The organism is Pseudomonas salomonii (assembly GCF_900107155.1).
Lineage (GTDB): Bacteria > Pseudomonadota > Gammaproteobacteria > Pseudomonadales > Pseudomonadaceae > Aquipseudomonas > Aquipseudomonas salomonii.
The window spans coordinates 63342-87227 of the sequence record NZ_FNOX01000006.1 but is presented as its reverse complement, the minus strand read 5'-3'; the positions used below and the strand labels follow the sequence as shown (position 1 = coordinate 87227).

Genomic DNA, 23886 nt, shown 5'->3' with positions numbered 1-23886 from the left:
TGATCGTTCCCACGCTCTGCGTGGGAATGCAGTCAGGGGCGCTCTGCGCCCCAAAAGCGGACGCAGAGCGTCCAGTGAGGCATTCCCACGCAGAGCGTGGGAACGATCGCCCATCAGAGGCAGCACCTCAACAACCGTGAGGCCAAAACCGTGATCCAGACCCTGACCCACCTCCCCCATCCCCATGAAGATGGACCCACTCTCGCCAGCCACTTCACCGACCTGGCGCCGCCTCTCAACGCCCGCCAGGCCCAACTGGAAGCCTCGCGCTGCCTGTATTGCTACGACGCGCCGTGCGTGAATGCGTGCCCCAGCGAAATCGATATCCCATCGTTCATCCGCAATATTCACACCGAGAACGTACAAGGCGCCGCGCAGAAAATCCTCTCGGCCAATATCCTCGGCGGCAGCTGCGCTCGCGTGTGCCCCACCGAGATTCTGTGCCAGCAAGCCTGCGTACGTAACAACGCCGAAGAATGCGCGCCGGTGCTGATCGGCCTGTTGCAGCGCTACGCCATCGACAACGCGCAGTTCAGCGAACACCCGTTCCAGCGCGCGGCACCCACGGGCAAACGCATCGCCGTGGTCGGCGCCGGGCCTGCGGGCCTGGCCTGCGCCCACCGCGCCGCCCTGCATGGCCATGACGTGGTGATTTTCGAAGCCCGGGAAAAAGCCGGCGGCCTGAATGAATACGGGATCGCCAAGTACAAGCTGGTGGATGATTTTGCCCAGAAGGAGCTGGCTTTCCTGTTGCAGATCGGCGGCATCGAGATCCGCCATGGCCAGCGCCTGGGTGGCAACCTGACGTTGAGCGAATTGCACCAGCAATTCGATTCGGTATTTTTGGGCCTGGGCCTCGCCGCCAGCAAACAACTGGGCTTGCCCCATGAAGACGCGCCCGGCCTGCTCGCCGCCACCGACTATATCCGCGAACTGCGCCAGGCCGATGACCTCAGCCAACTGCCCTTGGCCGACCGCTGCATCGTGCTCGGTGCCGGCAATACCGCCATCGACATGGCCGTGCAAATGGCCCGCCTCGGCGCCCGCGATGTGAACCTGGTGTACCGCCGTGGCCTGGCCGATATGGGCGCCACTCACCATGAACAAGAGATCGCCAAGGCCAATCAGGTGCGGCTGCTGACCTGGGCTCAACCGGATGAAGTGTTGCTGGATGATCAAGGCCGTGTGCGCGGCATGCGTTTTTTGCGCACGTGCATGGAAAACGGTCGCCTGCACCCCACTGGCGAAGCCTTTGAACTGGCCTGCGACGCAATCTTCAAAGCCATCGGCCAGGGTTTTGACAACGAGGCGCTACATGATCCGCTGGCCCAGCAACTGCACCGGGTGGGCGAGCGTATCTTCGTCGACGAACAGCTGCAAACCAGCATCCCGGGCATCTATGCCGGCGGCGATTGCGTCAGCCTCGGCCAGGACCTCACCGTGCAGGCGGTGCAACATGGCAAGCTGGCCGCCGAGGCCATGCACGCCCAACTCATGCTGAACGTGGAGGCTGCGTAATGGCCGATCTCTCGATTGTATTTGCCGGTATCAAAGCCCCCAACCCGTTCTGGCTGGCCTCCGCGCCGCCCACCGACAAGGCCTACAACGTGGTGCGCGCCTTCGAAGCCGGCTGGGGCGGCGTGGTGTGGAAAACCCTCGGTGAAGACCCGGCGGCGGTCAACGTCTCGTCACGTTATTCAGCGCACTACGGTGCCAACCGTGAAGTATTGGGTATCAACAATATCGAACTGATCACCGACCGCTCCCTGGAGATCAATCTCAAGGAAATCACCCAGGTGAAAAAGGATTGGCCCGACCGCGCCCTGATCGTGTCGCTGATGGTGCCGTGTGTTGAAGAATCCTGGAAAAATATCCTGCCGTTGGTGGAGGCCACCGGCTGCGATGGCATCGAGCTGAACTTCGGCTGCCCCCACGGCATGCCCGAGCGCGGCATGGGCGCAGCGGTCGGCCAGGTGCCGGAGTACGTGGAACAGGTGACGCGCTGGTGCAAGACCTACTGCTCGCTGCCGGTGATCGTCAAGCTTACGCCGAACATCACCGACATCCGCGTGGCGGCGCGCGCAGCGTATCGCGGCGGTGCGGATGCGGTGTCGTTGATCAACACCATCAACTCCATCACCAGTGTGGACCTGGAGCGCATGGTCGCCCTGCCGGTGGTCGGCACGCAAAGTACCCATGGCGGTTATTGCGGCTCGGCGGTCAAGCCGATTGCGTTGAACATGGTCGCCGAAATCGCCCGCGACCCGCAGACCCAAGGGCTGCCGATCTGCGGCATCGGCGGCATCGGCAATTGGCGTGATGCAGCGGAGTTTGTTGCTCTGGGCTGCGGCGCGGTGCAGGTGTGCACGGCGGCGATGCTGCATGGGTTTCGGATTGTGGAAGAGATGAAAGACGGGCTCTCGCGGTGGATGGACAGCCAGGGCTACGCCAGCCTGCAGGAATTTTCCGGGCGGGCGGTGGGCAATACCACGGACTGGAAGTACCTGGACATCAACTATCAGGTGATTGCCAAGATCGACCAGCAGGCGTGTATCGGCTGTGGGCGTTGCCATATTGCCTGTGAGGATACGTCACATCAGGCGATCGCCAGCTTGAAACAGGCGGACGGCACGCATAAATACGAGGTGATCGATGATGAGTGCGTCGGCTGCAATTTGTGCCAGATCACCTGCCCGGTGGCCGATTGCATCGAGATGGTGCCGATGGAAACGGGCAAGCCGTTTTTGAACTGGACGCAGGATCCGCGTAACCCCTATCGCGAAGCTGTGTAGCCCAGATCGTTCCCACGCTCCGCGTGGGAATGCCTCCCGGGACGCTCTGCGTCCGCGCTTGGGACGCGGAGCGTCCCTGGCTGCATTCCCACGCGGAGCGTGGGAACGATCATCAAGGCTCCAAGCCAATCCCACGCAAAATCACACTGGTGACCGTCTGAATCGCCTTCTCGAACTGCCTGTCCGACAATGGCTGGTGATCATTCAAGATCTTCACCTGATGATCAAAATCCGCATAGTGCTGGGTCGAGGCCCAAATCATATACAGCAGGCTTGACGGCTCCACCGGCAGGATGCGTTTGTCTTCCACCCACTGACGAATTTTCGCCTCCTTCATCTTGGCCCAGTCGTACAGGCTTTCATCCAGCGCCTCACCGAGTGTCGGCGCGCCGTGGATGATTTCATTCGCCCAGACTTTCGAACCATAGGGCCGCGTACGTGAGCGCTGCATCTTGGCGCGGATATAACTGCTGAGCACCACGCGCGGGTCATCGAAAGTTTCAAAGCTCAACGCATCCTGCTTCCACAGGTCCAGCAGGTCGAACAGCACGGCGCTGTACAGTTCGCTTTTGGTGCTGAAGTAGTAATGCAGGTTGGAGCGCGGCAGTTGCACTTCTTCGGCAATGTCGGCCATGGCGGTGCTGCCGTAGCCCTTCTCGGCGAAGACTTTCTCCGCCGCCAACAGGATTTTCTCGACGTTGCTGCGCCGGATGCCGATCTTGTGATTGCCCATGGATGGTGGAGCCCCAGTCACTTTTAAATACAATTCATTTTCAAGCATCACATCATGAACCGCTTCATTAGGCTACACGCCGTTGATCGCCAGATCAGCGCCAGCGCCGTAAAGCCCGCAGTATTCCAAGGCGTCAGCCTGCGTGATCGGGCTATGATCGGCGCATCTGAACCGGACACCCCAGACCTATGGCCGTTGACCTGCACGCCCTCTACCCGAAATTGATCCACCTGATGCTGGACACGGTCTTCGTGGTCGACAGTGACAACCTGATCGTGTTTGTCAGCGATGCCTGCGAAGCCCTGCTCGGCTACCGCGCCGATGAACTGACCGGCACGCCCATTACCGACTACATGCACCCTGAAGACCTGGCGCGCACGCGGGCCTCGATTGTGCGAGTCATGAATGGCCGGCCCCATGTGGACTTTCGCAACCGCTATCTGCGCAAGGATGGCAGCGTGGTGCACATCCTGTGGGCAGCCTTCTGGTCCGAAGAAGTCGGCGCGCGCATCGGCGTGGCGCGGGACGTGACGGCGCTCACCCAGGCCGAGGAGGAACTGCGCTTCCTCGCCCACCATGACCCATTGACGGCCCTCACCAACCGCTCGTTGTTCAACGATGGCCTGGCGTCGGCCCTGCACACCGCACGGCGTGATAACACCCGGCTGGCGTTGCTGTTTCTGGACGTCAATGACTTCAAGGGCATCAACGATGTGCATGGCCACGCCGTGGGCGACCGCGTGCTCTGCGTGATTGCACGGCGGCTGGAACGCTGCGTGCGAGAAAGCGATCTGGTGGCGCGCATGGGCGGTGATGAATTCACGGTGTTGCTGACCGATGTGCAGTCACACGAAGCGGTTAGCAGCAAAGTGGCGCAAATTCTCGCGGCCATGGCCGAGCCGCTGGGCGCTGAGTTTGGCCCGGTCAAGATGCCGTCGTGCAGTGTGGGCGTGGCGTTTTACCCGGCCGACGGCGCAGACGCCGATACCCTGCTCAGCCACGCAGACAGCGATATGTACCGGATAAAAAGGCTGCGGCTGGCCGCCGAGTGATGAAACTTCCTACGCGAACCTTTCCCGCCAAAAACGGATTGGTTAGGATCGCGGTCCACTTGAAGGATCATTGCAATGACTATTCGACCTCGCGCGGCCGCCGACGACCCGGTGCTGGGAGCACTGTGGGAGCGCTCGGTGCGGGCCACCCATGACTTCCTCCCCTCACTTGAAGGTACTGAACAATGTTGATCAAGAAAGCCCTGACCACCGTCACCCTGCTCGCGTCACTGTTGGGTGCGTCTGCGGCATTTGCCCACGCCCACCTCAAAAGCTCGACACCGGCGGCCGACAGCACGGTTGCCGCGCCCGCCGACCTGCGCCTGACCTTCAGCGAAGGCGTAGAAGCCACCTTCACCAAAGTGTCCCTGAGCAAAGACGGCACCGAAGTCGCCATCAAAGGCCTGGAAACCCCGGACGCCGACAAGAAAACCCTGGTGGTCACACCCGCCGCGCCGCTGGCGGCCGGCAACTACAAGGTGGTCTGGAACGCCGTCTCGGTCGACACCCATAAGAGCAACGGTGAATACAGCTTCAAGGTCGGCCAATAACCGATGGCAACCCTGCTGGTGCTGTGCCGCTTCGTGCATTTCATCGTCGTGCTGTTGATGTTCGGGGCCTGTGCCTTCAGGCCCTGGCTGCTCGGCGCGCAACCGGCACTGGACCGGCAACTGCTGCGCATCACCCGTGCGCTGGCCTGGCTGGGGTTGCTCTCCGGCGTGGCCTGGTTGCTGTTGATCACGGCCAGCATGGCGGGCAGTTGGGACGCGGCGCTGCAACCGGCCACGGTGCAGTTGGTGCTGGGCAAAACCTTTTTCGGCCAGGTGTGGGTCTGGCACTTGTTGCTGAACCTGCTGCTGGTAGTGGCGTTGATCAAACCCTGGCCGGCCTTGCGCCTGCCGTTGACCGCACTGCTGTTGGCGACCTTGGCGCCGGTCGGCCATGGCGCGATGCTCAATGGGCTGAGCGGGCAATTGCTGATCCTCAATCAAGTGGTGCACCTGGTGTGCGTCGGCGCCTGGCTGGGCGGGTTGTTGCTGCTGGTGCTGATCCTGCGGCTGTCGCCAAAGCCTGGGCTGGAGCCGATCCTCAAGCGTTTCAGCGGTGTGGGTTATGGCCTGGTTGCCGGTTTGCTGGTGACGGGCTTGATCAATGTTCGGGTGCTGACCGGGCAGCTGTGGCCCACGCCGCTGTTTAACGGGTTTGCGCTGATTCTGTTGATCAAGGTGCTGCTGGTGCTGGGTATGTTGGCGCTGGCGCTGTTGAACCGGTTGCGTATCGAGCGTTGTGAGGAGCGAGTGGGCAGTTTGAAGGCCAGTGTGATGCTCGAATGGGTGCTGGGTATTTCAGCAGTCGCCGCGGTGTCCCTGCTGGGTACCTTGCCACCGATGGTGATGGCTGGCTAAACCCACGCAAAGCTCAAGTCGAACCCGCTCCCACATGGCCCGTGCTCACTTTTGACCGGTACAGACCTAGTCATCGTATAACTTCTGCTTGACAGACCCCGAAAACCCCGCAAATATCCCTCGCAATGTTGTACGACAACGTATAACAAATAATAAAAACAACAAAACGAAAGGGAGCTTCACTGTGCCTCAATTCGCCCGCAATTCCTCCTCGCGTCTCGGTCTTATCAGTTTCAGCAGCCTGGCACTCGCCCTGCCCCTCTGTGCCCAGGCCGAGGGTTTTCTCGACGACGCCAAAGCCACGCTCAACCTGCGCAACGCCTACTTCAATCGCAACTTCACCAACCCCACGTACCCGCAGGCCAAGGCCGAGGAATGGACGCAGAACTTCATTCTCGACGCCAAATCCGGCTTTACCCAAGGCACCGTGGGCTTCGGGATTGACGTGCTGGGCCTGTATTCGCAGAAGCTCGACGGCGGTAAAGGCACGGGGGGCACCCAGCTATTGCCGATCCATAGCGACGGCCGCCCTGCCGACAATTTCGGACGCCTGGGCGTAGCGCTGAAAACCCGGCTGTCCAAAACCGAACTGAAGGTCGGCGAATGGATGCCGGTGCTGCCGATCCTGCGCTCGGACGACGGCCGCTCCTTGCCGCAAACCTTTCGTGGCGGCCAGGTCACCTCCAATGAAATCGCCGGGCTGACCCTCTACGGCGGCCAGTTTCGCGGCAACAGCCCGCGCAACGACGCGAGCATGGAAGACATGTTCATGAACGGCAAAGCGGCGTTCACTTCCGACCGTTTCAACTTCGGCGGCGGCGAATACGCCTTCAACGACAAACGCACCCAGGTCGGCGTGTGGTACGCCGAACTCACCGACATCTACCAGCAGCAGTACCTGAACCTGACCCACAGCCAGCCGGTCGGCGACTGGACCTTTGGCGCCAACCTCGGGTTCTTCAATGGCAAGGAAGACGGCAGCGCCCTGGCCGGCAACCTCGACAACAAAACCTATTCCGCCCTGCTCTCGGCCAAATACAAAGGCAACGCCTTCTATGTGGGCCTGCAAAAACTCACCGGCGACAGCGTGTGGATGCGGGTCAACGGCACCAGCGGCGGCACCCTGGCCAACGACAGCTACAACGCCAGCTACGACAATGCCAAGGAAAAATCCTGGCAGATACGCCATGACTTCAACTTCGTGGTGCTCGGCATTCCGGGGCTGACCATGATGAACCGCTACATCAGCGGCAATAACGTGCACACCGGCGCCATCACCGATGGCAAGGAATGGGGCCGCGAGTCGGAACTGGCCTACACGGTGCAGAGCGGCACACTGAAGGATTTGAATGTGCGCTGGCGCAACTCGACCATGCGTCGGGATTTCAGCAACAACGAGTTTGATGAAAATCGGATCTTTATCAGCTATCCGATCTCGTTGCTCTAGGGCTGGATCCATAAGCAGAAGAAGATCCACGGTGGGAGCGGCGGTGCGACGATTCGACTTGCCCGCTCCCACATTTGATCTGACTTGCCTGCAAGAATGTTGACAACCTCGGGAATCCCTAACACTATTTCCACATAGTCATACGACAACCTACAACAACAATGGAATTCCCATGACCACCACCACGCCTGCTCCCTTCAACCGCCTGCTGCTTACCGGCGCTGCCGGCGGCCTGGGCAAAGTCCTGCGCGAACGCATGCGCCCTTATGCCCAGGTATTGCGCCTGTCGGACATCGCCAACATGGCCCCGGCGGCCGACGAGTTCGAAGAAGTGCAACCCTGTGACCTGGCCGACAAACACGCCGTGCACCAGTTGGTGGAAGGCGTCGATGCCATCCTGCATTTCGGCGGTGTGTCGGTGGAGCGCTCTTTTGAAGAGGTGCTCGGCGCCAACATCAGCGGCATTTTCCATATCTACGAGGCCGCACGCCGCCATGGGGTTAAACGCGTGATCTTCGCCAGCTCCAACCATGTGATCGGCTTTTACAAGCAGGACGAACACATCGACGCCCACTCTCCACGTCGCCCCGACAGCTACTACGGCTTGTCCAAATCCTACGGCGAAGACATGGCCAGCTTCTACTTCGACCGCTACGGTATCGAGACCGTGAGCATCCGCATCGGCTCCTCGTTCCCGGAACCCCAGAACCGCCGGATGATGCACACCTGGCTGAGTTTCGATGACCTGACCCAACTGCTCGAGCGCGCGCTGTACACGCCGAATGTCGGCCACACCGTGGTCTACGGCATGTCGGATAACCTCGATACCTGGTGGGACAACCGCTACGCCGCGCACCTGGGTTTTGCGCCCAAGGACAGCTCCGAAGTGTTCCGCGCCAAGGTCGAAGCCCAGCCGCCAGTGGCCGCCGACGACCCCGCCGCGATCTACCAGGGCGGCGCGTTCTGCGCGGCGGGGCCGTTCGGTGACTGAACGCACATCAACCCAAGGGAATGAGTTGCCATGACCGCTGAACTGATCGTCGATGCCCGCAATGCCGTGGGCGAATGCCCGGTGTGGGTGCCGCAGGAAAACGCGCTGTACTGGGTGGACATCCCCAACGGCGGCCTGCAACGCTGGAACGCCGCCACCGGCCACGTCGCCGCCTGGAAAGCCCCGCAGATGCTTGCCTGTATTGCCCGCACCGACGCGGGCAATTGGCTCGCGGGCATGGAAAGCGGGTTTTTCCAACTCATCCCGCATCACGACGGCAGCCTCGACACCACGCCTGTGGCGAGCATCGAGCACCCGCGCACTGACATGCGCCTCAACGATGGCCGCTGTGATCGCCAGGGCCGCTTCTGGGCCGGCAGCATGGTGCTGAACATGGGCTTGAATGCGGCCGAAGGCACCCTTTACCGCTATGCGTCAGGCGCCGCGCCCCATGCACAACTGAACGGGTTCATCACCCTCAACGGCCTGGCCTTCAGCCCGGACGGCCGCACGATGTACGCCTCGGACTCACACCCGCTGGTGCAGCAAATCTGGGCTTTCGATTACGACATCGACACCGGCACGCCGTCCAACCGCCGGGTATTTGTCGACATGCATCAATTCCTCGGGCGCCCCGATGGCGCGGCGGTCGACGCTGACGGCTGCTACTGGATCTGCGCCAACGACGCCGGGCTGATTCACCGCTTTACCCCGGATGGCCGCCTGGACCGCTCCCTCAGCGTGCCGGTCAAAAAACCCACTATGTGCGCCTTCGGCGGCAGCCGGCTGGACACCTTGTTCGTCACCTCGATCCGTGATGACCACAGTGAGCAGTCGGTCGCCGGCGGCGTGTTTGCCCTCAACCCCGGCGTCAGCGGATTGCCGGAGCCCACGTTCACCCTCTAGCTGCATCGCTGTGCCTTGAATACAACAACAATAAGACAGGAGTGACACCCCATGGACTTCAAACGCACCTTGCTCGCCGCTGCATTCTTTACCCTCAGCACCGCCGCCCACGCGCTGGAAATCAAATTCGCCGACATCCACCCCGCCGGCTACCCCACTGTCGTTGCCGAAGAGAACATGGGCAAGGCCCTGACCAAAGCCAGCAACGGCGAACTGACCTTCAAATACTTCCCGGGCGGTGTGCTGGGCTCCGAAAAAGAAGTGGTCGAACAGGCCCAGGTCGGCGCGGTGCAGATGACCCGCGTCAGCCTCGGCATCGTCGGGCCGGTGGTGCCGGACGTGAACGTGTTCAACTTGCCGTTCGTGTTCCGCGACCAGGCGCATATGCGCAAAATCATCGACGGCGAAATCGGCGATGAAATCCTCGCCAAGATCACCGACTCCGAGTTCGGCCTGGTGGCCCTGGCCTGGATGGACGGCGGCACCCGCAACCTCTACACCAAAAAGCCGGTGCGCAAGATCGAAGACCTCAAGGGCATGAAAATTCGCGTTCAGGGCAACCCGATCTTCATCGAAGCCTTCAACGCGATGGGCGCCAACGGCATTGCCATGGACACCGGCGAAATCTTCAGCGCCTTGCAGACCGGCGTCATCGACGGCGCAGAAAACAACCCGCCGACGATGCTGGAGCACAACCACTTTCAGAATGCCAAGTTCTACACCCTCACCGAGCACCTGATCCTGCCCGAACCCATCGTGATGTCGAAAATCACCTGGAACAAACTCACGCCTGCCCAGCAAGACCTGGTGAAAAAAGCCGCCAAGGTCGCCCAGGCTGACGAGCGCGCGCTGTGGGACGCCAAGTCCGCCAGCAGCGAGGAAAAGCTCAAGAAGGCTGGCGTCGAGTTCATCACCGTCGACAAAAAACCCTTCTATGACGCCACCGCAGCGGTTCGCGCCAAATACGGTGCGGCTTACGCCGACATCATCAAGCGCATCGACGCGGTCGAGTAATCACCCTTCCCTCTAGTCAGGCCCGGCGCGGTCCGCATTGACGCGCCCGGTTACGGTGAACGCCATGAAGAATTTAGTGTTGCGCATCAACGACCGCATTTACATGACCTGCATCTGGGTCGCCGGCCTCTCGGTGCTCGGGGTCGCGCTGATCATTCCCTGGGGCATCTTCGCCCGCTACATCCTCGGCACCGGCGCAAGCTGGCCGGAGCCCACCGCCATTCTGCTGATGCTGGTGTTCACTTTTGTCGGCGCGGCGGCCAGTTACCGTGCCGGCGCGCATATGTCAGTGGCCGTGGTCACCGACCGCCTGCCAGCGCGCCAACGGCAAATCGTCGGCGTAATCACGCAACTGCTGATGGCCACCATCTGCCTGTTCATGGCCGTCTGGGGCAGCAAGCTGTGCCTGTCCACCTGGAACCAGTTCATGAGCGCGATCCCCACCCTGCGCGTGGGCATCACCTATATGCCGATCCCGATTGGCGGGCTGCTGACGCTGGTGTTCGTGCTGGAAAAACTCTTGCTCGGTGACCAGAGCCAGCGCCGTGTGGTGCGCTTCGACTTGGTTGAAGAAAACGAAGGGGCTGCCTGATGGACGCATTGATGCTGCTGGGCAGTTTTATCGCCTTGATCCTGATCGGCATGCCGGTGGCCTACGCCCTCGGGCTATCGGCGCTGATCGGCGCGTGGTGGATCGACATCCCGTTCCAGGCCCTGATGATTCAGGTGGCGGGCGGGGTGAACAAGTTTTCGCTGATGGCGATTCCGTTCTTTGTGCTGGCCGGGGCGATCATGGCCGAGGGCGGCATGTCGCGCCGCCTGGTGGCGTTTGCCGGGGTGCTGGTGGGGTTTGTGCGCGGTGGCCTGTCGTTGGTGAACATCGTGGCGTCGACGTTTTTTGGCGCGATTTCCGGCTCGTCGGTGGCCGATACCGCATCGGTCGGTTCGGTGTTGATCCCGGAAATGGAACGCCGTGGCTACCCGCGTGAGTTCTCCACCGCCGTCACGGTAAGCGGTTCGGTGCAGGCCTTGCTGACGCCGCCCAGCCATAACTCGGTGCTCTACTCCCTGGCGGCCGGCGGCACGGTCTCGATCGCCTCGTTGTTCATGGCCGGCGTGGTGCCTGGGTTGTTGATGAGCGCGTGCCTGATGGTGCTGTGCCTGATCTTCGCGAAAAAGCGCAATTACCCCAAAGGTGACGTCATCCCCTTGAAGCAGGCGCTGAAGATCGCCGCCGATGCACTCTGGGGCCTGATGGCCATGGTGATCATTCTCGGCGGCATCCTCTCGGGTATTTTCACTGCCACCGAGTCGGCCGCGATTGCCGTGCTATGGGCATTTTTCGTGACCATGTTCATCTACCGCGACTACAAATGGCGCGAGCTGCCCAAGCTGATGCACCGTACGGTGCGCACCATTTCCATTGTGATGATCCTGATCGCCTTCGCGGCCAGCTTCGGCTACATCATGACCCTGATGCAGATCCCGGCAAAAATCACCACGCTGTTCCTGACCCTGTCGGACAACCGCTACGTGATCCTGATGTGCATCAACGTCATGCTGCTGATGCTCGGCACGGTGATGGACATGGCGCCGCTGATTTTGATCCTCACCCCGATTTTGCTGCCGGTGGTGCTGGGTATCGGCGTCGACCCGGTGCACTTCGGCATGATCATGCTGGTGAACCTCGGCATCGGCCTGATCACGCCGCCAGTGGGCGCAGTGCTGTTTGTGGGCGCGGCGGTGGGCAAGGTCAGTATCGAGAAAACCGTGGCGGCGCTGCTGCCGTTTTATGCGGTACTGTTTCTGGTGTTGATGGCGGTGACGTACATTCCCGCGCTGTCACTTTGGTTGCCGCATCTGGTGCTCTGATGATTGAACTTGAAGACAACCTGACTCAGCTCACCCTGGCCCCGGACGTGGGTGGCAGCCTCGTCAACTGGACGGTGCGCGCCACCGGCCAGCCGCTGTTACGCCCTAGCGACGAAGCTGCGCTGAACACCGGGCTGCCGGGCAAGCTGGCGTGTTACCCGCTGGCGCCGTGGTCCAACCGGGTTGCCCAAGGTGGTTTCGATAACCCGGGCGGCTGGCTGGCACTCACGCCCAACAGCCCGCTCGACCCGCTGCCGATTCACGGTTCGGCCTGGCAACAGGTGTGGCAGGTGGTGCGCCAGACGGCGGATGAAGTGGTGCTGGAGGTGGTGTGTGAGACGCCGTTTGCCTACCGCGCCGAGCAGCGGTTGCGCTTGAGCGGCGGCGAGCTGAGTATCCAGTTGCGCGTAACGCATCTGGCCGAAAAAGCCGCGTGGCACGGCCTGGGGTTGCATCCGTATCTGCCGCGCAGGCCGGGCACGCGGTTGCAGGCCAAGGCGGATCAGGTGTGGATGAGTGATGCGTCCAAGCTGCCGACCGGTTTGGCGCCGGTGCCTGCCGAATGGGATTTCACTCAGCTCAAAGGGCTGCCGCACGCCCTGGTGGACAATGGGTTTTGCCAGTGGGATGGGCGTTGTCGCATCGAACAGCCGGAGCTGGGCTATGCACTGGAGTGCCAGGCGAGCGGCGCCGATTACTTCCTGCTGTTCTGCCCGCCGGGGTTGGGGTTCTTTTGCATCGAGCCGGTGAGTCATCCGGTGAATGCGCATCACCTGCCCGGGCGGCCGGGCTTGAAGCTGCTAGAGCAAGGCCAATCAACCCAACTCGATTTCAAGCTGAAATATATTCCAACTGTGGGAGCGGGCTTGCTCGCGAAAGCGGAGTGTCAGTCAATTCATCTGTAACTGACCCACCGCTTTCGCGAGCAAGTCGAATCGTCGCACCGCCGCTCCCACATATTTGATCGGCGTGGTGTCAAGGCGGGCTGTTTTTCAGGCGGCCTGCCGTGTCGATACTCACCACCACCGACAACCCCGGCCGCAGGCGCTCGCTCTCGGCCTGATCCGGGTCCACCGTAATCCGCACCGGCACCCGCTGGGCGATCTTTACAAAGTTGCCGGTGGCGTTATCCGCCTGCAACAGGCTGAACTCCGAGCCGGTCGCCGGGGAAATATGCTGCACCGTGCCGTGAAACTTGCGGTGGTTGAGCGCGTCCACGGTGAACGTCACCGGCTGGCCGACCTGCACATTGTCCATCTGGGTTTCTTTCATGTTGGCGATCACCCACAACTGCGGCGGCACCAGCGCCATCAACTGCGCGCCGGAGTTGACGTACGCGCCCAGGCGCACGCCGATTTGCCCCAGCTGGCCGTCACGCGGTGCAATGATGCGGGTGTTGGACAGGTCGATACGCGCCAGCTCCACGGCCGCATCGGCACTGGCCACCGCCGCTTCCAGGGAGCCGCGATTGACGATCACGGTTTGCAAATCTTGCCGGGCGATTTCCAGGTTGGCCTGGGCCTGCGCCACCGCTGCGATGGTCTGCGCGTTTGCGGCGCGGGTCACGTCCAGCTCGCGCCTGGACACCGAACCATCGCTGATCAGTTCTTCATTGCGGCGCAAGTCGGCGGTGCTTTTGCGCGCCTGGGCCTGGCTGTCCACCAGCGCGGCCTGGCGCAGTTTGATGGTGGCTTCGGCGCTGTTGCGCTGCTGCACCACATTGGCCAAGGAGGCTTTCTGCACCGCCAATTGTGCCAGCGCCTGGTCGAGCCGCTGCTTGTAGATGCGGTCATCCAGGCGCACCAGCAGGTCGCCGGCCTTGACGTACTGGAAGTCCTGCACCGGCACTTCATACACATAGCCGCTCAGTTGCGGGCCGATAATCGTCACCTGGCCGCGCACCAGGGCGTTCTCGGTGGTTTCCACCGCGCTGCTGAAGGGCGGCAATTGCCAGGCATACAGCACGATCAACACACCGACGATGGCAATCGCGGCAAAGCCCAACGACGAGACGATGCGCACCCGCAACGAGCGCGGCTCCGTTACGCTTGAGCCCGGTGGTGGCGTGCCTTCCGGGGTGGAGGCGATGGCGTTGGTGGTAGTGGTGGTGGTTTCGGTCATGAAGTAACGCCGCTGGGTTGAACGGGAGGGGCTGCTGCTTTGGTGGTACTCATCAGCCACAGGCTGCGGGTGAAGATCCAGAGCATGGTGAGGATTGCGATGATCGCGATCAACATGAACACATCGTTGTAGGCCATCACATTCGCCTCGCGCGTGGCCGCCGTGGCCAGGCTGCGAATGCCCATGAGGTTGCGCAGTTCCGGGTCGGCAATCACGCCGCCGTAGGCCGAGCCGCCGCTCTGTACCCGCGCCGCCACGCGTGGGTCGAGCAAGGTCAGGTGTTCGACGATCATGCTGGAGTGGTATTTCTCCCGCACGATCTGGAACGTGCCCAGCAACGCCGCACCAATCAGGCCGCCGAGGTTCTGGCAGATGCCGAACATCACCGAGAAACTCACCAGGTTGCGCGGGTTGGTCAGTACGTTTTTAGTGCCCAGCACCATGGTCGGTCCCAGGAAGAAGGTGCCGCCAAAGCCTAGCAGGAACTGGCTGATATACAGGTTTTGCGGGCGGGTGAGATTGCTGGAGAAACTGTCCATCACCGAGCCTGTGGCCATCAGCGCCAGGGAGATGATCAACGGCATCAGCAGGTGCGCCGGGTTGATCGTCAGCGCGCTGACCACCAGCCCGGCAATCGCCCCGGCCAGCATCACCACGTAGAGGGTGTGCATCTGCTGGTAGCTCATGTTCAGCATCTGCATAAAGCCCACCGCGCCGGTGGACTGCTCGGACAGCACCATGCGAATCAGCACCACCGCCAGCGCCAGGCGAATCATCGCCCCGCTGCCGAGCCAGCGCGTCATCAGCATGGGGTTGGCGCGGTTATGTTCGATGGCCAGGCCGGCCATGATCAGCACCAGCGAACAGGCCGAGGCCACGCCGATCCAGGGCGCTTCCAGCCACCAGTCGATACGCCCCAACGACAGCACCGCACAGAGCAACGCCACGCCGCTGGCGAGGATGGCAAAGGTGAGGAAGTCGAGTTTTTCAAAGGTTTTGAAACGGTCGCCGGGCGGCAGTTTGAGCATGAACACGCAGCCCAGGCAGATCAGCGCCATGCCCAGCTCGAACAGGTACAGCCCGCGCCATTCGGCAATTTGCAGCAAGTCTTCGGAGAACAAACGCGCCAGCGGCAACGCCAACTGTGCGGTGCCCAAGCCCAGCACCAGGGCTTTGAGCCGCCACTTGGCCGGGAACGCCTGGATCATGTAGTACAACCCCAACGAACTCAGCGCCGCGCCAACCATGCCGTGAGCGGCCCGTACTGCAATCGCAGAACTCAAGTCATTGACGAACAAATGGCCGAAGGTCACCAACGCATACAGCACCAGGAACACCTCGGTAAACGCCCGCAGGCCGAACTGCTGACGAAACTTCACCAGCAGCAGGTTCATGCACACGTTGGTCATCACATAGGCGGCCGGCAGCCAGGCCATTTCTGCGGTGGTGGCACCCAGCGCGCCTTGCAGGTATTGCAGGTTGGCGATCACCAGGGCGTTGCCGAGCCCGCCGGTAATTGCCACCAGGATCCCGACCAACGCAAACAGCCAGCGCTTGTGCGTAGGGTGCAACGGCGTCGACGGCGAGCCCGGCAGGCTCGGCCGCTCGTGGGGTTGCCAGGTGTGGGGGGTGTATTTATCCATTGCATGACCTTGATGAGCCGACGTGCAAGGTCGGTGAATCCGTTACTCAGGGACCAGTAAACCTGAGAGGCGTTCATCTTGCCATGACTCGTGCGGGCACGGTCAAAACTGTGGGAGCGGGCTTGCCTGCGATGCAGGCACCTTGGTACATCAGGTACACCGAGTTGATGCCATCGCAGGCGAGCCAGCTCCCACATGTGGACTGTGTTGCACATCAGGATCAGAGCGCAGCCTTGACCAGCATCCCCGCAGCCACCACCACACACAAGCTGGCAAAGCCCACCTGCAACGCCCGCGCCGGGATCACCGAACACAAACGCCGACCGGCCAGCATGCCGACAATACTCGCACCGATAAACACCCAGCCCATCGGCTCGATGCTCACACCGGCCTGCATCGACCCGGCCACGCCGATCAGCGAAATCAGGCTGATCACCATGAGCGAGGTGGCGACAATCCCGCGCATCTGCACATCGGTCAGTTGCTTGAACGCCGGCACGATCAGGAAGCCACCGCCCACGCCGAGCAAGCCCGACACCGCGCCAGTCACGGCCCCCAAAGCCGCTAACGTGGCACTGCACTTGGCGGTCCAGGCCAGGCGCCCGGTCTGCTGGTTGAGCATGCAGTTTTTCTGGCCCCAGGACGCGGCGCCATGGTCGCTCGGCCCGGCCTCGACCTTTTCGCGTTGCAACATGCGCCAGGCCACCAGCACCATCAAGGCGCTGAACAGGCCCATCAGCAGGTGTTCGGGCAACTGGTGCGCAATAAATACGCCCAGCGGCGAAAACAGCGCGCCCAGCAACGCGATCAATAAGGCCGCGCGGTAGCGCACCAGGCCATGGCGCAACCCGTCAATGGCGCCGACCGCCGCCGCTGCGCCCACGGCGAGCAACGACACCGGGGCGGCCTGGGTCATGGTCAAGCCCAGCCCCAGCACCAACGCCGGCACTCCGAGAATGCCGCCGCCCGCGCCGGTGAGGCCCATGACCAGGCCCATCAATAAACCCAACAGACTTGCCAGCAGCATTTAATCCACCTTGCTCAGGCGGGTCAGCCACTCGCGGCCTTTGAGCATGCCGTTCCAGTAGAACCACGGCAGCAGCGTGGCCTTGAGGAACCACATCGAGCGGCGTGCCTGGGTCGGGTCCAGCGGGAAGGTCGGCAGCAGCTTGCCGCCATAGCCGAACTCGGCCAGCACCACCTTGCCCTTCTCCACCGTCAACGGGCAGGAACCATAGCCGTCGTACTTGAGCGGCAGCGGTGCCTGTTTGCGCAGGGCCAACAGGTTTTCGGCCACCACCACGATCTGCTTGCGCACGGCGGCAGCGGTCTTGGCGTTGGTGGTGCCGCACACATCGCCGAGGCCGAAGATGTGCGGGTAGCGCAGGTGCTGCAGGCTGTGCGGGTTCACCTCGCACCAACCGGCAGGGTCTGCCAATGGGCTCTGGCGGATAAAATCCGGGGCCACTTGCGGCGGGACCACGTGCAGCAGGTCGAAGGACTTTTCTTCGACAGTGACCTTGCCTTCGGCGTCTTTGACTTCAAACCAGGCTTTGCGCGCCGGGCCATCGACCCTGACCAGGTTGGCATTGAACGCCAGGCGAGCGTTGTATTTCTCCACGTACTTCATCAACGGCGGCACAAAGGTCGCGACGCCAAACAGCGCGGCACCGGCCAGGTTGAATTCGACGTCGATGTTTTTCAGGTTGCCCTGCTTGAGCCAGTGATCGCAAGACAGGTACATGGCTTTTTGCGGCGCGCCTGCGCATTTGATCGGCATGGCCGGCTGGGTAAAAATCGCCTTGCCGCTCTTGAGCTGCTGTACCAACTGCCAGGTGTAGGCCGCGTGTTCGTAGCTGTAGTTGGAGGTGACGCCGTTCTGGCCGAGGGTCTGTTCCAGGCCGTCGATTTTTTCCCAGGCCAGCCGCAGGCCAGGGCACACGATCAGGTTGTTCCAGGTCACGCGCTGGCCGTTGTCGAGCACCAGGGTTTGCTCGTCAGGCAGCAACTCGGCGACAGCGGCCTGCACCCAGGCGACGCCATTGGGCAGTACGTCGGCCAACGGCCGTCGGGTCTTTTTCAGCTCGTAGGCGCCACCACCGACCAGCGTCCAGGCCGGCTGATAGCAGTGGTAGTCGTTAGGTTCGATGAGGGTGATGTTCAGCTGCGGGTCGCGTTTGAGCAGGCTGGCCAGCAGGCCGATGCCCGCCGAGCCGCCGCCGATGACTACGATGTCGCCACTGATGGTCGGTCCACAGTGTTGCTCGGTCATGGTCTTTTGCCTTTTATCGTCAATGCACACAAGGGTCGCTGCCGTATGGCGTCACGCCCAGCTTTTTATGACCGCGCCGCAGTACAAGCCGGACAAGGTCTTCATCACTTGAATCACTTCGTGGCTGGCCAGCCCGTAGAAAATGTATTTACCTTCCCGACGGGTGGCGACCAACCCTTCGTCACGCAAAATGCCCAACTGTTGTGACAGGGTGGGCTGACGCACGCCGGTCATGGTTTCCAATTCGCCGACATTGCGCTCGCCCTGGGTCAACTGACACAGGATCAACAGGCGGTCCTCATTGGCCAGTGCCTTGAGCAAGGAACACGCCTTGGACGCCGATGCGCGCAATTGGGCGACTTCGCCTTCACTCAATGTAGATTCCATTTGCCTTGGGTCCTTTACGTCACTTAAGCTCAAAACATTATGTGTAAACGTAAACTGATTGTAACCACTTTTTTCGCTTCCGGGGACCGCCGCCATGCCAGCGTTGATTCAAGCCTTTCTGGACGAGGCATCGTCGACCTTCACCTACGTCATTTATGAACACGAGGGCGGCCCGTGCGCCATCGTCGATTCGGTACTCAATTACGACCCCGCGTCCGGACGCACTGAAACCACCCAGGCCGATAAAGTCATCGCGTTCGTGCGTGAGCACGGTTTGCAGGTGCAGTGGCTGCTGGAAACCCACGCGCATGCCGATCACTTGTCCGCTGCGCCTTACCTGCGCCGCACGCTCGGCGGCAAAATCGCCATCGGCCAATCCATCAGCAAGGTGCAGGATGTGTTCAAGCGCCTGTTCAACCTGGAGCCGGAATTTCGCGTCGACGGCTCGCAGTTCGATCACCTGTTTGCGCCGGATGAAATCTTTCATATCGGCAACTTGAAGGCCCAGGCGCTGCACGTGCCCGGCCACACTCCCGCCGACATGGCGTACCTGATCGACGGTCGCTTGATCCTGGTGGGCGACACGCTGTTCATGCCGGATGTGGGTACCGCGCGTTGCGATTTCCCCGGCGGCGACGCACGGCAGTTGTATGCGTCGATGCGCAAGCTGTTGGCCTTTCCATTGGAGACGGAACTGTACGTGTGCCATGACTACCCGCCTGAAGGCCGCGAGGCCAAGTGCCTGACCACGGTCGCCGAGCAGCGCGCGGGCAATATTCATGTGCATGACGGGGTGGATGAAGCGGCGTTTGTGCAGATGCGCACCCAGCGCGATGCCGGGTTGGGAATGCCGACGCTGTTGCTGCCGGCGATTCAGGTGAATGTGCGGGCGGGGAATATGCCGCCGGCGGAGGAAAACGGCGTGACGTATCTGAAGATTCCCCTTAACCAACTGTAAAAACGCCGACTTCCATGTGGGAGCTGGCTTGCCTGCTCCCACATGGGTTGGTGTGATTCAGTTGCCCAGGCTGATGCCATTGGCCGGCAACGGCAGCGCGGTCTTGTAGCGCACCTGCTTGAGCGCAAAGCTTGAGCGGATATTGGCCACGCCCGGCACCTTGGTCAGAAAGTCCATCATGAAACGCTCCAGCGACTGGATCGTCGGCACCAGTACCCGAATCAGATAATCCGGGTCGCCCGCCATCAAGTAACACTCCATCACTTCCGGCCGGTCCGAGATCGCGCCCTCGAACTGCTGCAATGCCAGCTCGTTCTGCTTTTCCAGGCTCACGTGGATGAACACATTCACGTGCAGCCCCAGCAGGTCGGCGTCCAGCAAGGTGACCTGATCACGGATAAGCCCCAATTCCTCCATGGCCTTTACCCGGTTGAAGCACGGCGTGGGCGACAGGTTGACCGAGCGGGCCAGGTCGGCGTTGGTGATACGGGCGTTCTCCTGCAGGGCGTTGAGAATGCCGATATCGGTACGGTCCAGTTTGCGCATGAGACAAAATCACCTGTTTATTATGTTTATGCAGTTTTTTTATCCGCAAATGGTCGTGAGCGCAATGAAACACAGATAAATATTCTTCTACGCCACGCCTATGATGTTTGTAGGACAAGATTTCTCCTACCCGGAGACTGACTGTCAGCTAGCGCGCCCACTACAAGAAATTCACAAGATCGAGCGTAGAAAGCCATGAACCAACCGTATGCACCATTGCGCCTGCACGTTCCCGAACCCTCGGGCCGCCCAGGCTGCAAGACCGACTTTACCTACCTGCGCCTGACTGACGCAGGTACGGTGCGCAAACCCGCCATCGACGTAGAACCCGCCGACACCGCCGACCTCGCCAAGGGCCTGATCCGCGTGCTCGATGACCAGGGCCAGGCCCTCGGCCCGTGGGCTGAAGGCGTATCCGCCGAGATCATGCGCAAAGGCATGCGCGCCATGCTCAAGACGCGCATCTTCGACAACCGCATGGTGGTCGCCCAGCGTCAGAAAAAAATGTCGTTCTACATGCAAAGCCTTGGCGAAGAAGCCATCGGCAGCGCCCAGGCCCTGGCCTTGAACATTGACGACATGTGCTTCCCCACCTACCGCCAGCAAAGCATCCTGATGGCCCGCGAAGTGCCGCTGGTGGACCTGATCTGCCAACTGCTGTCCAACGAGCGCGACCCGCTCAAAGGCCGTCAGTTGCCGATCATGTATTCGGTCAAGGACGCTGGTTTCTTCACCATTTCCGGCAACCTCGCCACTCAATTCGTACAAGGCGTGGGCTGGGGCATGGCCTCGGCGATCAAGGGCGACACCAAGATTGCCTCGGCCTGGATCGGCGACGGCGCCACCGCCGAATCGGACTTCCACACCGCCCTCACCTTCGCCCACGTGTACCGCGCGCCGGTGATTCTCAACGTGGTCAACAACCAGTGGGCCATCTCCACCTTCCAGGCCATCGCCGGCGGTGAAGCCACGACCTTCGCCGGACGCGGCGTGGGTTGCGGCATCGCTTCCCTGCGTGTGGACGGCAACGACTTTATCGCCGTGTATGCGGCGTCTGCCTGGGCCGCCGAGCGGGCGCGCCGTAACCTTGGGCCAACCCTGATCGAGTGGGTCACCTACCGCGCCGGCCCGCACTCCACCTCGGACGACCCGTCCAAATACCGCCCGGCCGATGACTGGAGCCACTTCCCGCTCGGCGACCCTATCGCGCGCCTCAAACAGCACCTGATCAAAATTGGCCAGTGGTCCGAAGAAGAGCACACGGCGGTCAGTGCCGAGCTTGAGGCCGAAGTGGTCAAGGCGCAGAAAGAAGCCGAACAGTACGGCACCCTGGCCGGCGGCCAGATTCCAAGCGCCGCGACTATGTTCGAAGACGTTTATAAAGAGATGCCGGAGCACTTGAAGCGCCAGCGTCAAGAGTTGGGGGTCTGACATGAACGATCACAACAACAGCATCGAATTGGAAACCGCCATGACCACCACCACCATGACCATGATCCAGGCCCTGCGCTCGGCCATGGATGTGATGCTTGAGCGTGACGATAACGTGGTGGTGTTCGGCCAGGACGTCGGCTACTTCGGCGGCGTGTTCCGTTGCACCGAAGGTTTGCAGACCAAGTACGGCAGCTCGCGGGTGTTTGACGCGCCGATCTCCGAAAGCGGCATCGTCGGCGTTGCCGTGGGCATGGGCGCGTATGGCCTGCGCCCGGTCGCCGAGATTCAATTCGCCGACTACGTGTACCCGGCCACCGACCAGATCATCTCCGAAGCCGCCCGCCTGCGTTATCGCTCGGCCGGCCAGTTCACCGCGCCCTTGACCATGCGCATGCCGTGCGGCGGCGGCATCTACGGCGGCCAGACCCACAGCCAGAGTATTGAAGCGGTGTTCACCCAGGTCTGCGGCCTGCGCACGGTGATGCCGTCCAACCCGTATGACGCCAAGGGCCTGTTGATCGCCTCGATCGAAAACGACGACCCGGTGATCTTCCTCGAACCTAAACGCCTGTACAACGGCCCGTTCGATGGCCACCACGATCGCCCGGTTACACCCTGGTCGAAACACCCGCAAGCGCAAGTGCCGGACGGTTACTACACCGTGCCGCTGGACGTGGCCGCCATCGTGCGCCCGGGCTCGGCCGTGACGGTGCTGACCTACGGCACCACTGTGTATGTATCGCAAGTCGCCGCCGAAGAAACCGGCATCGACGCCGAGGTCATCGACCTGCGCAGCCTGTGGCCGCTGGACCTGGAAACCATCGTCAACTCCGTGAAAAAGACCGGCCGTTGCGTGGTGGTGCACGAAGCCACTCGCACCTGCGGCTTTGGTGCCGAGCTGGTGTCGCTGGTGCAAGAGCATTGCTTCCATCACCTGGAAGCGCCGATCGAACGCGTCACCGGTTGGGACACACCCTACCCGCACGCGCAAGAGTGGGCGTATTTCCCAGGGCCGTCCCGTGTGGGTGCGGCGTTGAAACGGGTCATGGAGGTCTGAATGGGCACGCACGTTATCAAGATGCCGGACATTGGCGAAGGCATCGCAGAAGTTGAACTGTCGGTATGGCATGTCAAGGTCGGCGACCTGGTGGTTGAAGACCAGGTGCTGGCGGATGTGATGACCGACAAGGCGATGGTGGACATTCCCTCGCCAGTGCACGGCAAAGTGATTTCTCTGGGCGGCGAGCCCGGCGAGGTCATGGCGGTGGGCAGTATTTTGATCAGCATTGAAGTCGAAGGCGCCGGGAATGCCAAGGATGCGCCGGTGGTGGCTGAGCCGGTGAAAGCAGCCCCGGTGGTTGAAGCCAAACCAGCGCCGGTGGTTGAAACAAAGCCGGCAGCCAAGCCCGCTGCTGCTCCGGTAGCCCGTGCCGCCGATGAACGCCCATTGGCTTCACCTGCCGTGCGCAAGCACGCGCTGGATGCCGGTATTCAATTGCGTTTGGTGCAAGGTACTGGCCCGGCGGGTCGGGTGCTGCACGAAGATCTGGATGCTTACCTGCAACAAGGTGCAGCCCAGCCTTCGGGCACCGCCAACCCTTACGCCGAACGCAACAGCGAAGAACAGATCCCGGTGATCGGCATGCGCCGCAAGATCGCCCAGCGCATGCAGGACGCCACCCGCCGCGCTGCGCATTTCAGCTATGTGGAAGAAATCGACGTCACGGCGCTGGACGAGTTGCGCGTGCACCTCAATGAGAAGCACGGCGCCACCCGCGGCAAGCTGACCTTGCTGCCGTTTATCGTGCGCGCCATGGTCGTGGCGTTGCGCGAGTTCCCGCAGATCAACGCCCGTTACGACGACGAAGCCCAAGTCATCACCCGCCTGGGCGCGGTGCATGTGGGCGTCGCCACCCAAAGCGATGTGGGCCTGATGGTGCCGGTGGTACGTCACGCCGAAGCCCGCAGCCTGTGGGGCAACGCCGAGGAAATCGCACGTTTGGCCAGCGCCGCGCGCAATGGCAAGGCCAGTCGTGATGAACTGTCGGGCTCGACCATCACCCTCACCAGCCTGGGTGCCTTGGGCGGCATCGTCAGCACGCCGGTGCTGAACCTGCCGGAAGTCGCGATTGTCGGCGTCAACCGCATCGTTGAACGGCCGATGGTGATCAAAGGCCAGATCGTGGTGCGTAAAATGATGAACCTCTCCAGTTCCTTCGATCACCGTGTGGTCGACGGCATGGACGCGGCGCAATTCATCCAGGCCATTCGTGGCTTGCTCGAACAACCCGCCAGCCTGTTTTTGGAGTAAG

At 61.7% G+C, this 23886-nt stretch carries 23 protein-coding genes and 1 pseudogene; 17 read left to right on the top strand and 7 right to left on the bottom strand.

Translation table 11 applies throughout. The annotated features are described in order from the left end of the window. Positions 1-150: 150 nt before the first annotated feature. Both BLV67_RS14915 and preA read left to right on the top strand, forming a co-directional pair. Complete coding sequence (locus tag BLV67_RS14915) at positions 151-1518, top strand: NAD(P)-dependent oxidoreductase (protein ID WP_065931188.1); 1368 nt, start codon at positions 151-153, stop codon at positions 1516-1518. Beyond that, entirely contained in the window at positions 1518-2792 is a 1275-nt protein-coding gene (preA, locus tag BLV67_RS14910; RefSeq protein WP_069786285.1) for an NAD-dependent dihydropyrimidine dehydrogenase subunit PreA, read from the top strand. Before BLV67_RS14915 ends, preA begins: the two co-directional genes overlap by 1 nt. 112 nt (positions 2793-2904) lie before the next feature. Here preA and BLV67_RS14905 read toward each other — a convergent pair whose 3' ends face one another. Further along, positions 2905-3525 carry a TetR/AcrR family transcriptional regulator gene (locus BLV67_RS14905; protein ID WP_065931121.1) on the bottom strand — a complete coding sequence of 207 codons (621 nt, stop codon included), beginning with the start codon at positions 3523-3525 and terminating at the stop codon, positions 2905-2907. 188 nt (positions 3526-3713) lie between these two features. Between BLV67_RS14905 and BLV67_RS14900 the strand changes: the two genes are divergently transcribed. The 11 genes and pseudogenes from BLV67_RS14900 to BLV67_RS14850 all read left to right on the top strand — a co-directional run bounded on the left by BLV67_RS14900 (position 3714) and on the right by BLV67_RS14850 (position 13118). Next, positions 3714-4577, top strand: coding sequence for a GGDEF domain-containing protein (locus BLV67_RS14900; protein ID WP_065931122.1), 864 nt, complete (start codon positions 3714-3716; stop codon positions 4575-4577). Between the two features lie 75 nt (positions 4578-4652). Next, a pseudogene (locus tag BLV67_RS14895) lies at positions 4653-4742 on the top strand (GNAT family N-acetyltransferase); the annotation flags it as partial. A 20-nt stretch (positions 4743-4762) separates the two neighbouring features. Continuing rightward, on the top strand, positions 4763-5128 hold the full coding sequence (gene copC / locus BLV67_RS14890; protein ID WP_056861375.1) for a copper homeostasis periplasmic binding protein CopC: 366 nt from the start codon (positions 4763-4765) through the stop codon (positions 5126-5128). Between the two features lie 3 nt (positions 5129-5131). Next, the gene (gene copD, locus BLV67_RS14885) at positions 5132-5983 is read left to right on the top strand and encodes a copper homeostasis membrane protein CopD (RefSeq protein WP_065931123.1); all 852 of its coding nucleotides are present in this window, start codon (positions 5132-5134) and stop codon (positions 5981-5983) included. Positions 5984-6167: 184 nt separating this feature from the next. Then, complete coding sequence (locus BLV67_RS14880; protein ID WP_065931124.1) at positions 6168-7430, top strand: OprD family porin; 1263 nt, start codon at positions 6168-6170, stop codon at positions 7428-7430. Positions 7431-7602: 172 nt separating this feature from the next. Next, positions 7603-8421 carry an NAD-dependent epimerase/dehydratase family protein gene (locus tag BLV67_RS14875; RefSeq protein ID WP_069788304.1) on the top strand — a complete coding sequence of 273 codons (819 nt, stop codon included), beginning with the start codon at positions 7603-7605 and terminating at the stop codon, positions 8419-8421. Positions 8422-8451: 30 nt separating this feature from the next. Next, the gene (locus tag BLV67_RS14870; RefSeq protein WP_069788305.1) at positions 8452-9327 is read left to right on the top strand and encodes an SMP-30/gluconolactonase/LRE family protein; all 876 of its coding nucleotides are present in this window, start codon (positions 8452-8454) and stop codon (positions 9325-9327) included. A 51-nt stretch (positions 9328-9378) separates the two neighbouring features. Then, positions 9379-10341, top strand: a complete 963-nt coding sequence (locus BLV67_RS14865) for a TRAP transporter substrate-binding protein (RefSeq protein WP_065931127.1) — start codon at positions 9379-9381, stop codon at positions 10339-10341. Positions 10342-10405: 64 nt separating this feature from the next. Next, a complete protein-coding gene (locus BLV67_RS14860; protein WP_069788306.1) occupies positions 10406-10933 on the top strand; it encodes a TRAP transporter small permease in 528 nt (175 codons plus the stop codon). Beyond that, on the top strand, positions 10933-12213 hold the full coding sequence (locus BLV67_RS14855) for a TRAP transporter large permease (protein WP_065931129.1): 1281 nt from the start codon (positions 10933-10935) through the stop codon (positions 12211-12213). Before BLV67_RS14860 ends, BLV67_RS14855 begins: the two co-directional genes overlap by 1 nt. Next, positions 12213-13118, top strand: coding sequence for an aldose 1-epimerase (locus BLV67_RS14850; RefSeq protein WP_069788307.1), 906 nt, complete (start codon positions 12213-12215; stop codon positions 13116-13118). Before BLV67_RS14855 ends, BLV67_RS14850 begins: the two co-directional genes overlap by 1 nt. Before the next feature lie 70 nt (positions 13119-13188). Here BLV67_RS14850 and BLV67_RS14845 read toward each other — a convergent pair whose 3' ends face one another. The 5 genes from BLV67_RS14845 to BLV67_RS14825 all read right to left on the bottom strand — a co-directional run bounded on the left by BLV67_RS14845 (position 13189) and on the right by BLV67_RS14825 (position 18636). Beyond that, the gene (locus tag BLV67_RS14845; RefSeq protein ID WP_069788308.1) at positions 13189-14334 is read right to left on the bottom strand and encodes an HlyD family secretion protein; all 1146 of its coding nucleotides are present in this window, start codon (positions 14332-14334) and stop codon (positions 13189-13191) included. Beyond that, positions 14331-15977, bottom strand: coding sequence for an MFS transporter (locus BLV67_RS14840; RefSeq protein WP_017136435.1), 1647 nt, complete (start codon positions 15975-15977; stop codon positions 14331-14333). Before BLV67_RS14840 ends, BLV67_RS14845 begins: the two co-directional genes overlap by 4 nt. 220 nt (positions 15978-16197) lie before the next feature. Beyond that, the gene (locus tag BLV67_RS14835; protein ID WP_017136251.1) at positions 16198-17004 is read right to left on the bottom strand and encodes a sulfite exporter TauE/SafE family protein; all 807 of its coding nucleotides are present in this window, start codon (positions 17002-17004) and stop codon (positions 16198-16200) included. Continuing rightward, positions 17005-18249, bottom strand: coding sequence for an NAD(P)/FAD-dependent oxidoreductase (locus tag BLV67_RS14830; RefSeq protein WP_069788309.1), 1245 nt, complete (start codon positions 18247-18249; stop codon positions 17005-17007). A 51-nt stretch (positions 18250-18300) separates the two neighbouring features. Further along, complete coding sequence (locus BLV67_RS14825; protein WP_017136253.1) at positions 18301-18636, bottom strand: ArsR/SmtB family transcription factor; 336 nt, start codon at positions 18634-18636, stop codon at positions 18301-18303. Between the two features lie 94 nt (positions 18637-18730). Between BLV67_RS14825 and BLV67_RS14820 the strand changes: the two genes are divergently transcribed. Beyond that, entirely contained in the window at positions 18731-19594 is an 864-nt protein-coding gene (locus BLV67_RS14820) for an MBL fold metallo-hydrolase (protein ID WP_069788310.1), read from the top strand. A gap of 57 nt (positions 19595-19651) precedes the next feature. On the opposite strand, the gene bkdR is transcribed toward BLV67_RS14820, so the two are convergent. Further along, positions 19652-20140, bottom strand: coding sequence for a Bkd operon transcriptional regulator BkdR (gene bkdR / locus BLV67_RS14815; RefSeq protein WP_056861361.1), 489 nt, complete (start codon positions 20138-20140; stop codon positions 19652-19654). 195 nt (positions 20141-20335) lie between these two features. Here bkdR and BLV67_RS14810 point away from each other — a divergent pair, with 195 nt between their 5' ends. Genes BLV67_RS14810 through BLV67_RS14800 form a run of 3 tightly spaced genes read left to right on the top strand, consistent with a single transcriptional unit; the run spans position 20336 to position 23885 of the window. Then, on the top strand, positions 20336-21571 hold the full coding sequence (locus BLV67_RS14810) for a 3-methyl-2-oxobutanoate dehydrogenase (2-methylpropanoyl-transferring) subunit alpha (protein WP_017136256.1): 1236 nt from the start codon (positions 20336-20338) through the stop codon (positions 21569-21571). Between the two features lies 1 nt (position 21572). After that, positions 21573-22631 carry an alpha-ketoacid dehydrogenase subunit beta gene (locus BLV67_RS14805; protein WP_017136257.1) on the top strand — a complete coding sequence of 353 codons (1059 nt, stop codon included), beginning with the start codon at positions 21573-21575 and terminating at the stop codon, positions 22629-22631. Continuing rightward, entirely contained in the window at positions 22632-23885 is a 1254-nt protein-coding gene (locus BLV67_RS14800; RefSeq protein ID WP_069788311.1) for a dihydrolipoamide acetyltransferase family protein, read from the top strand. It begins immediately after the preceding gene. Position 23886 lies beyond the last annotated feature (1 nt).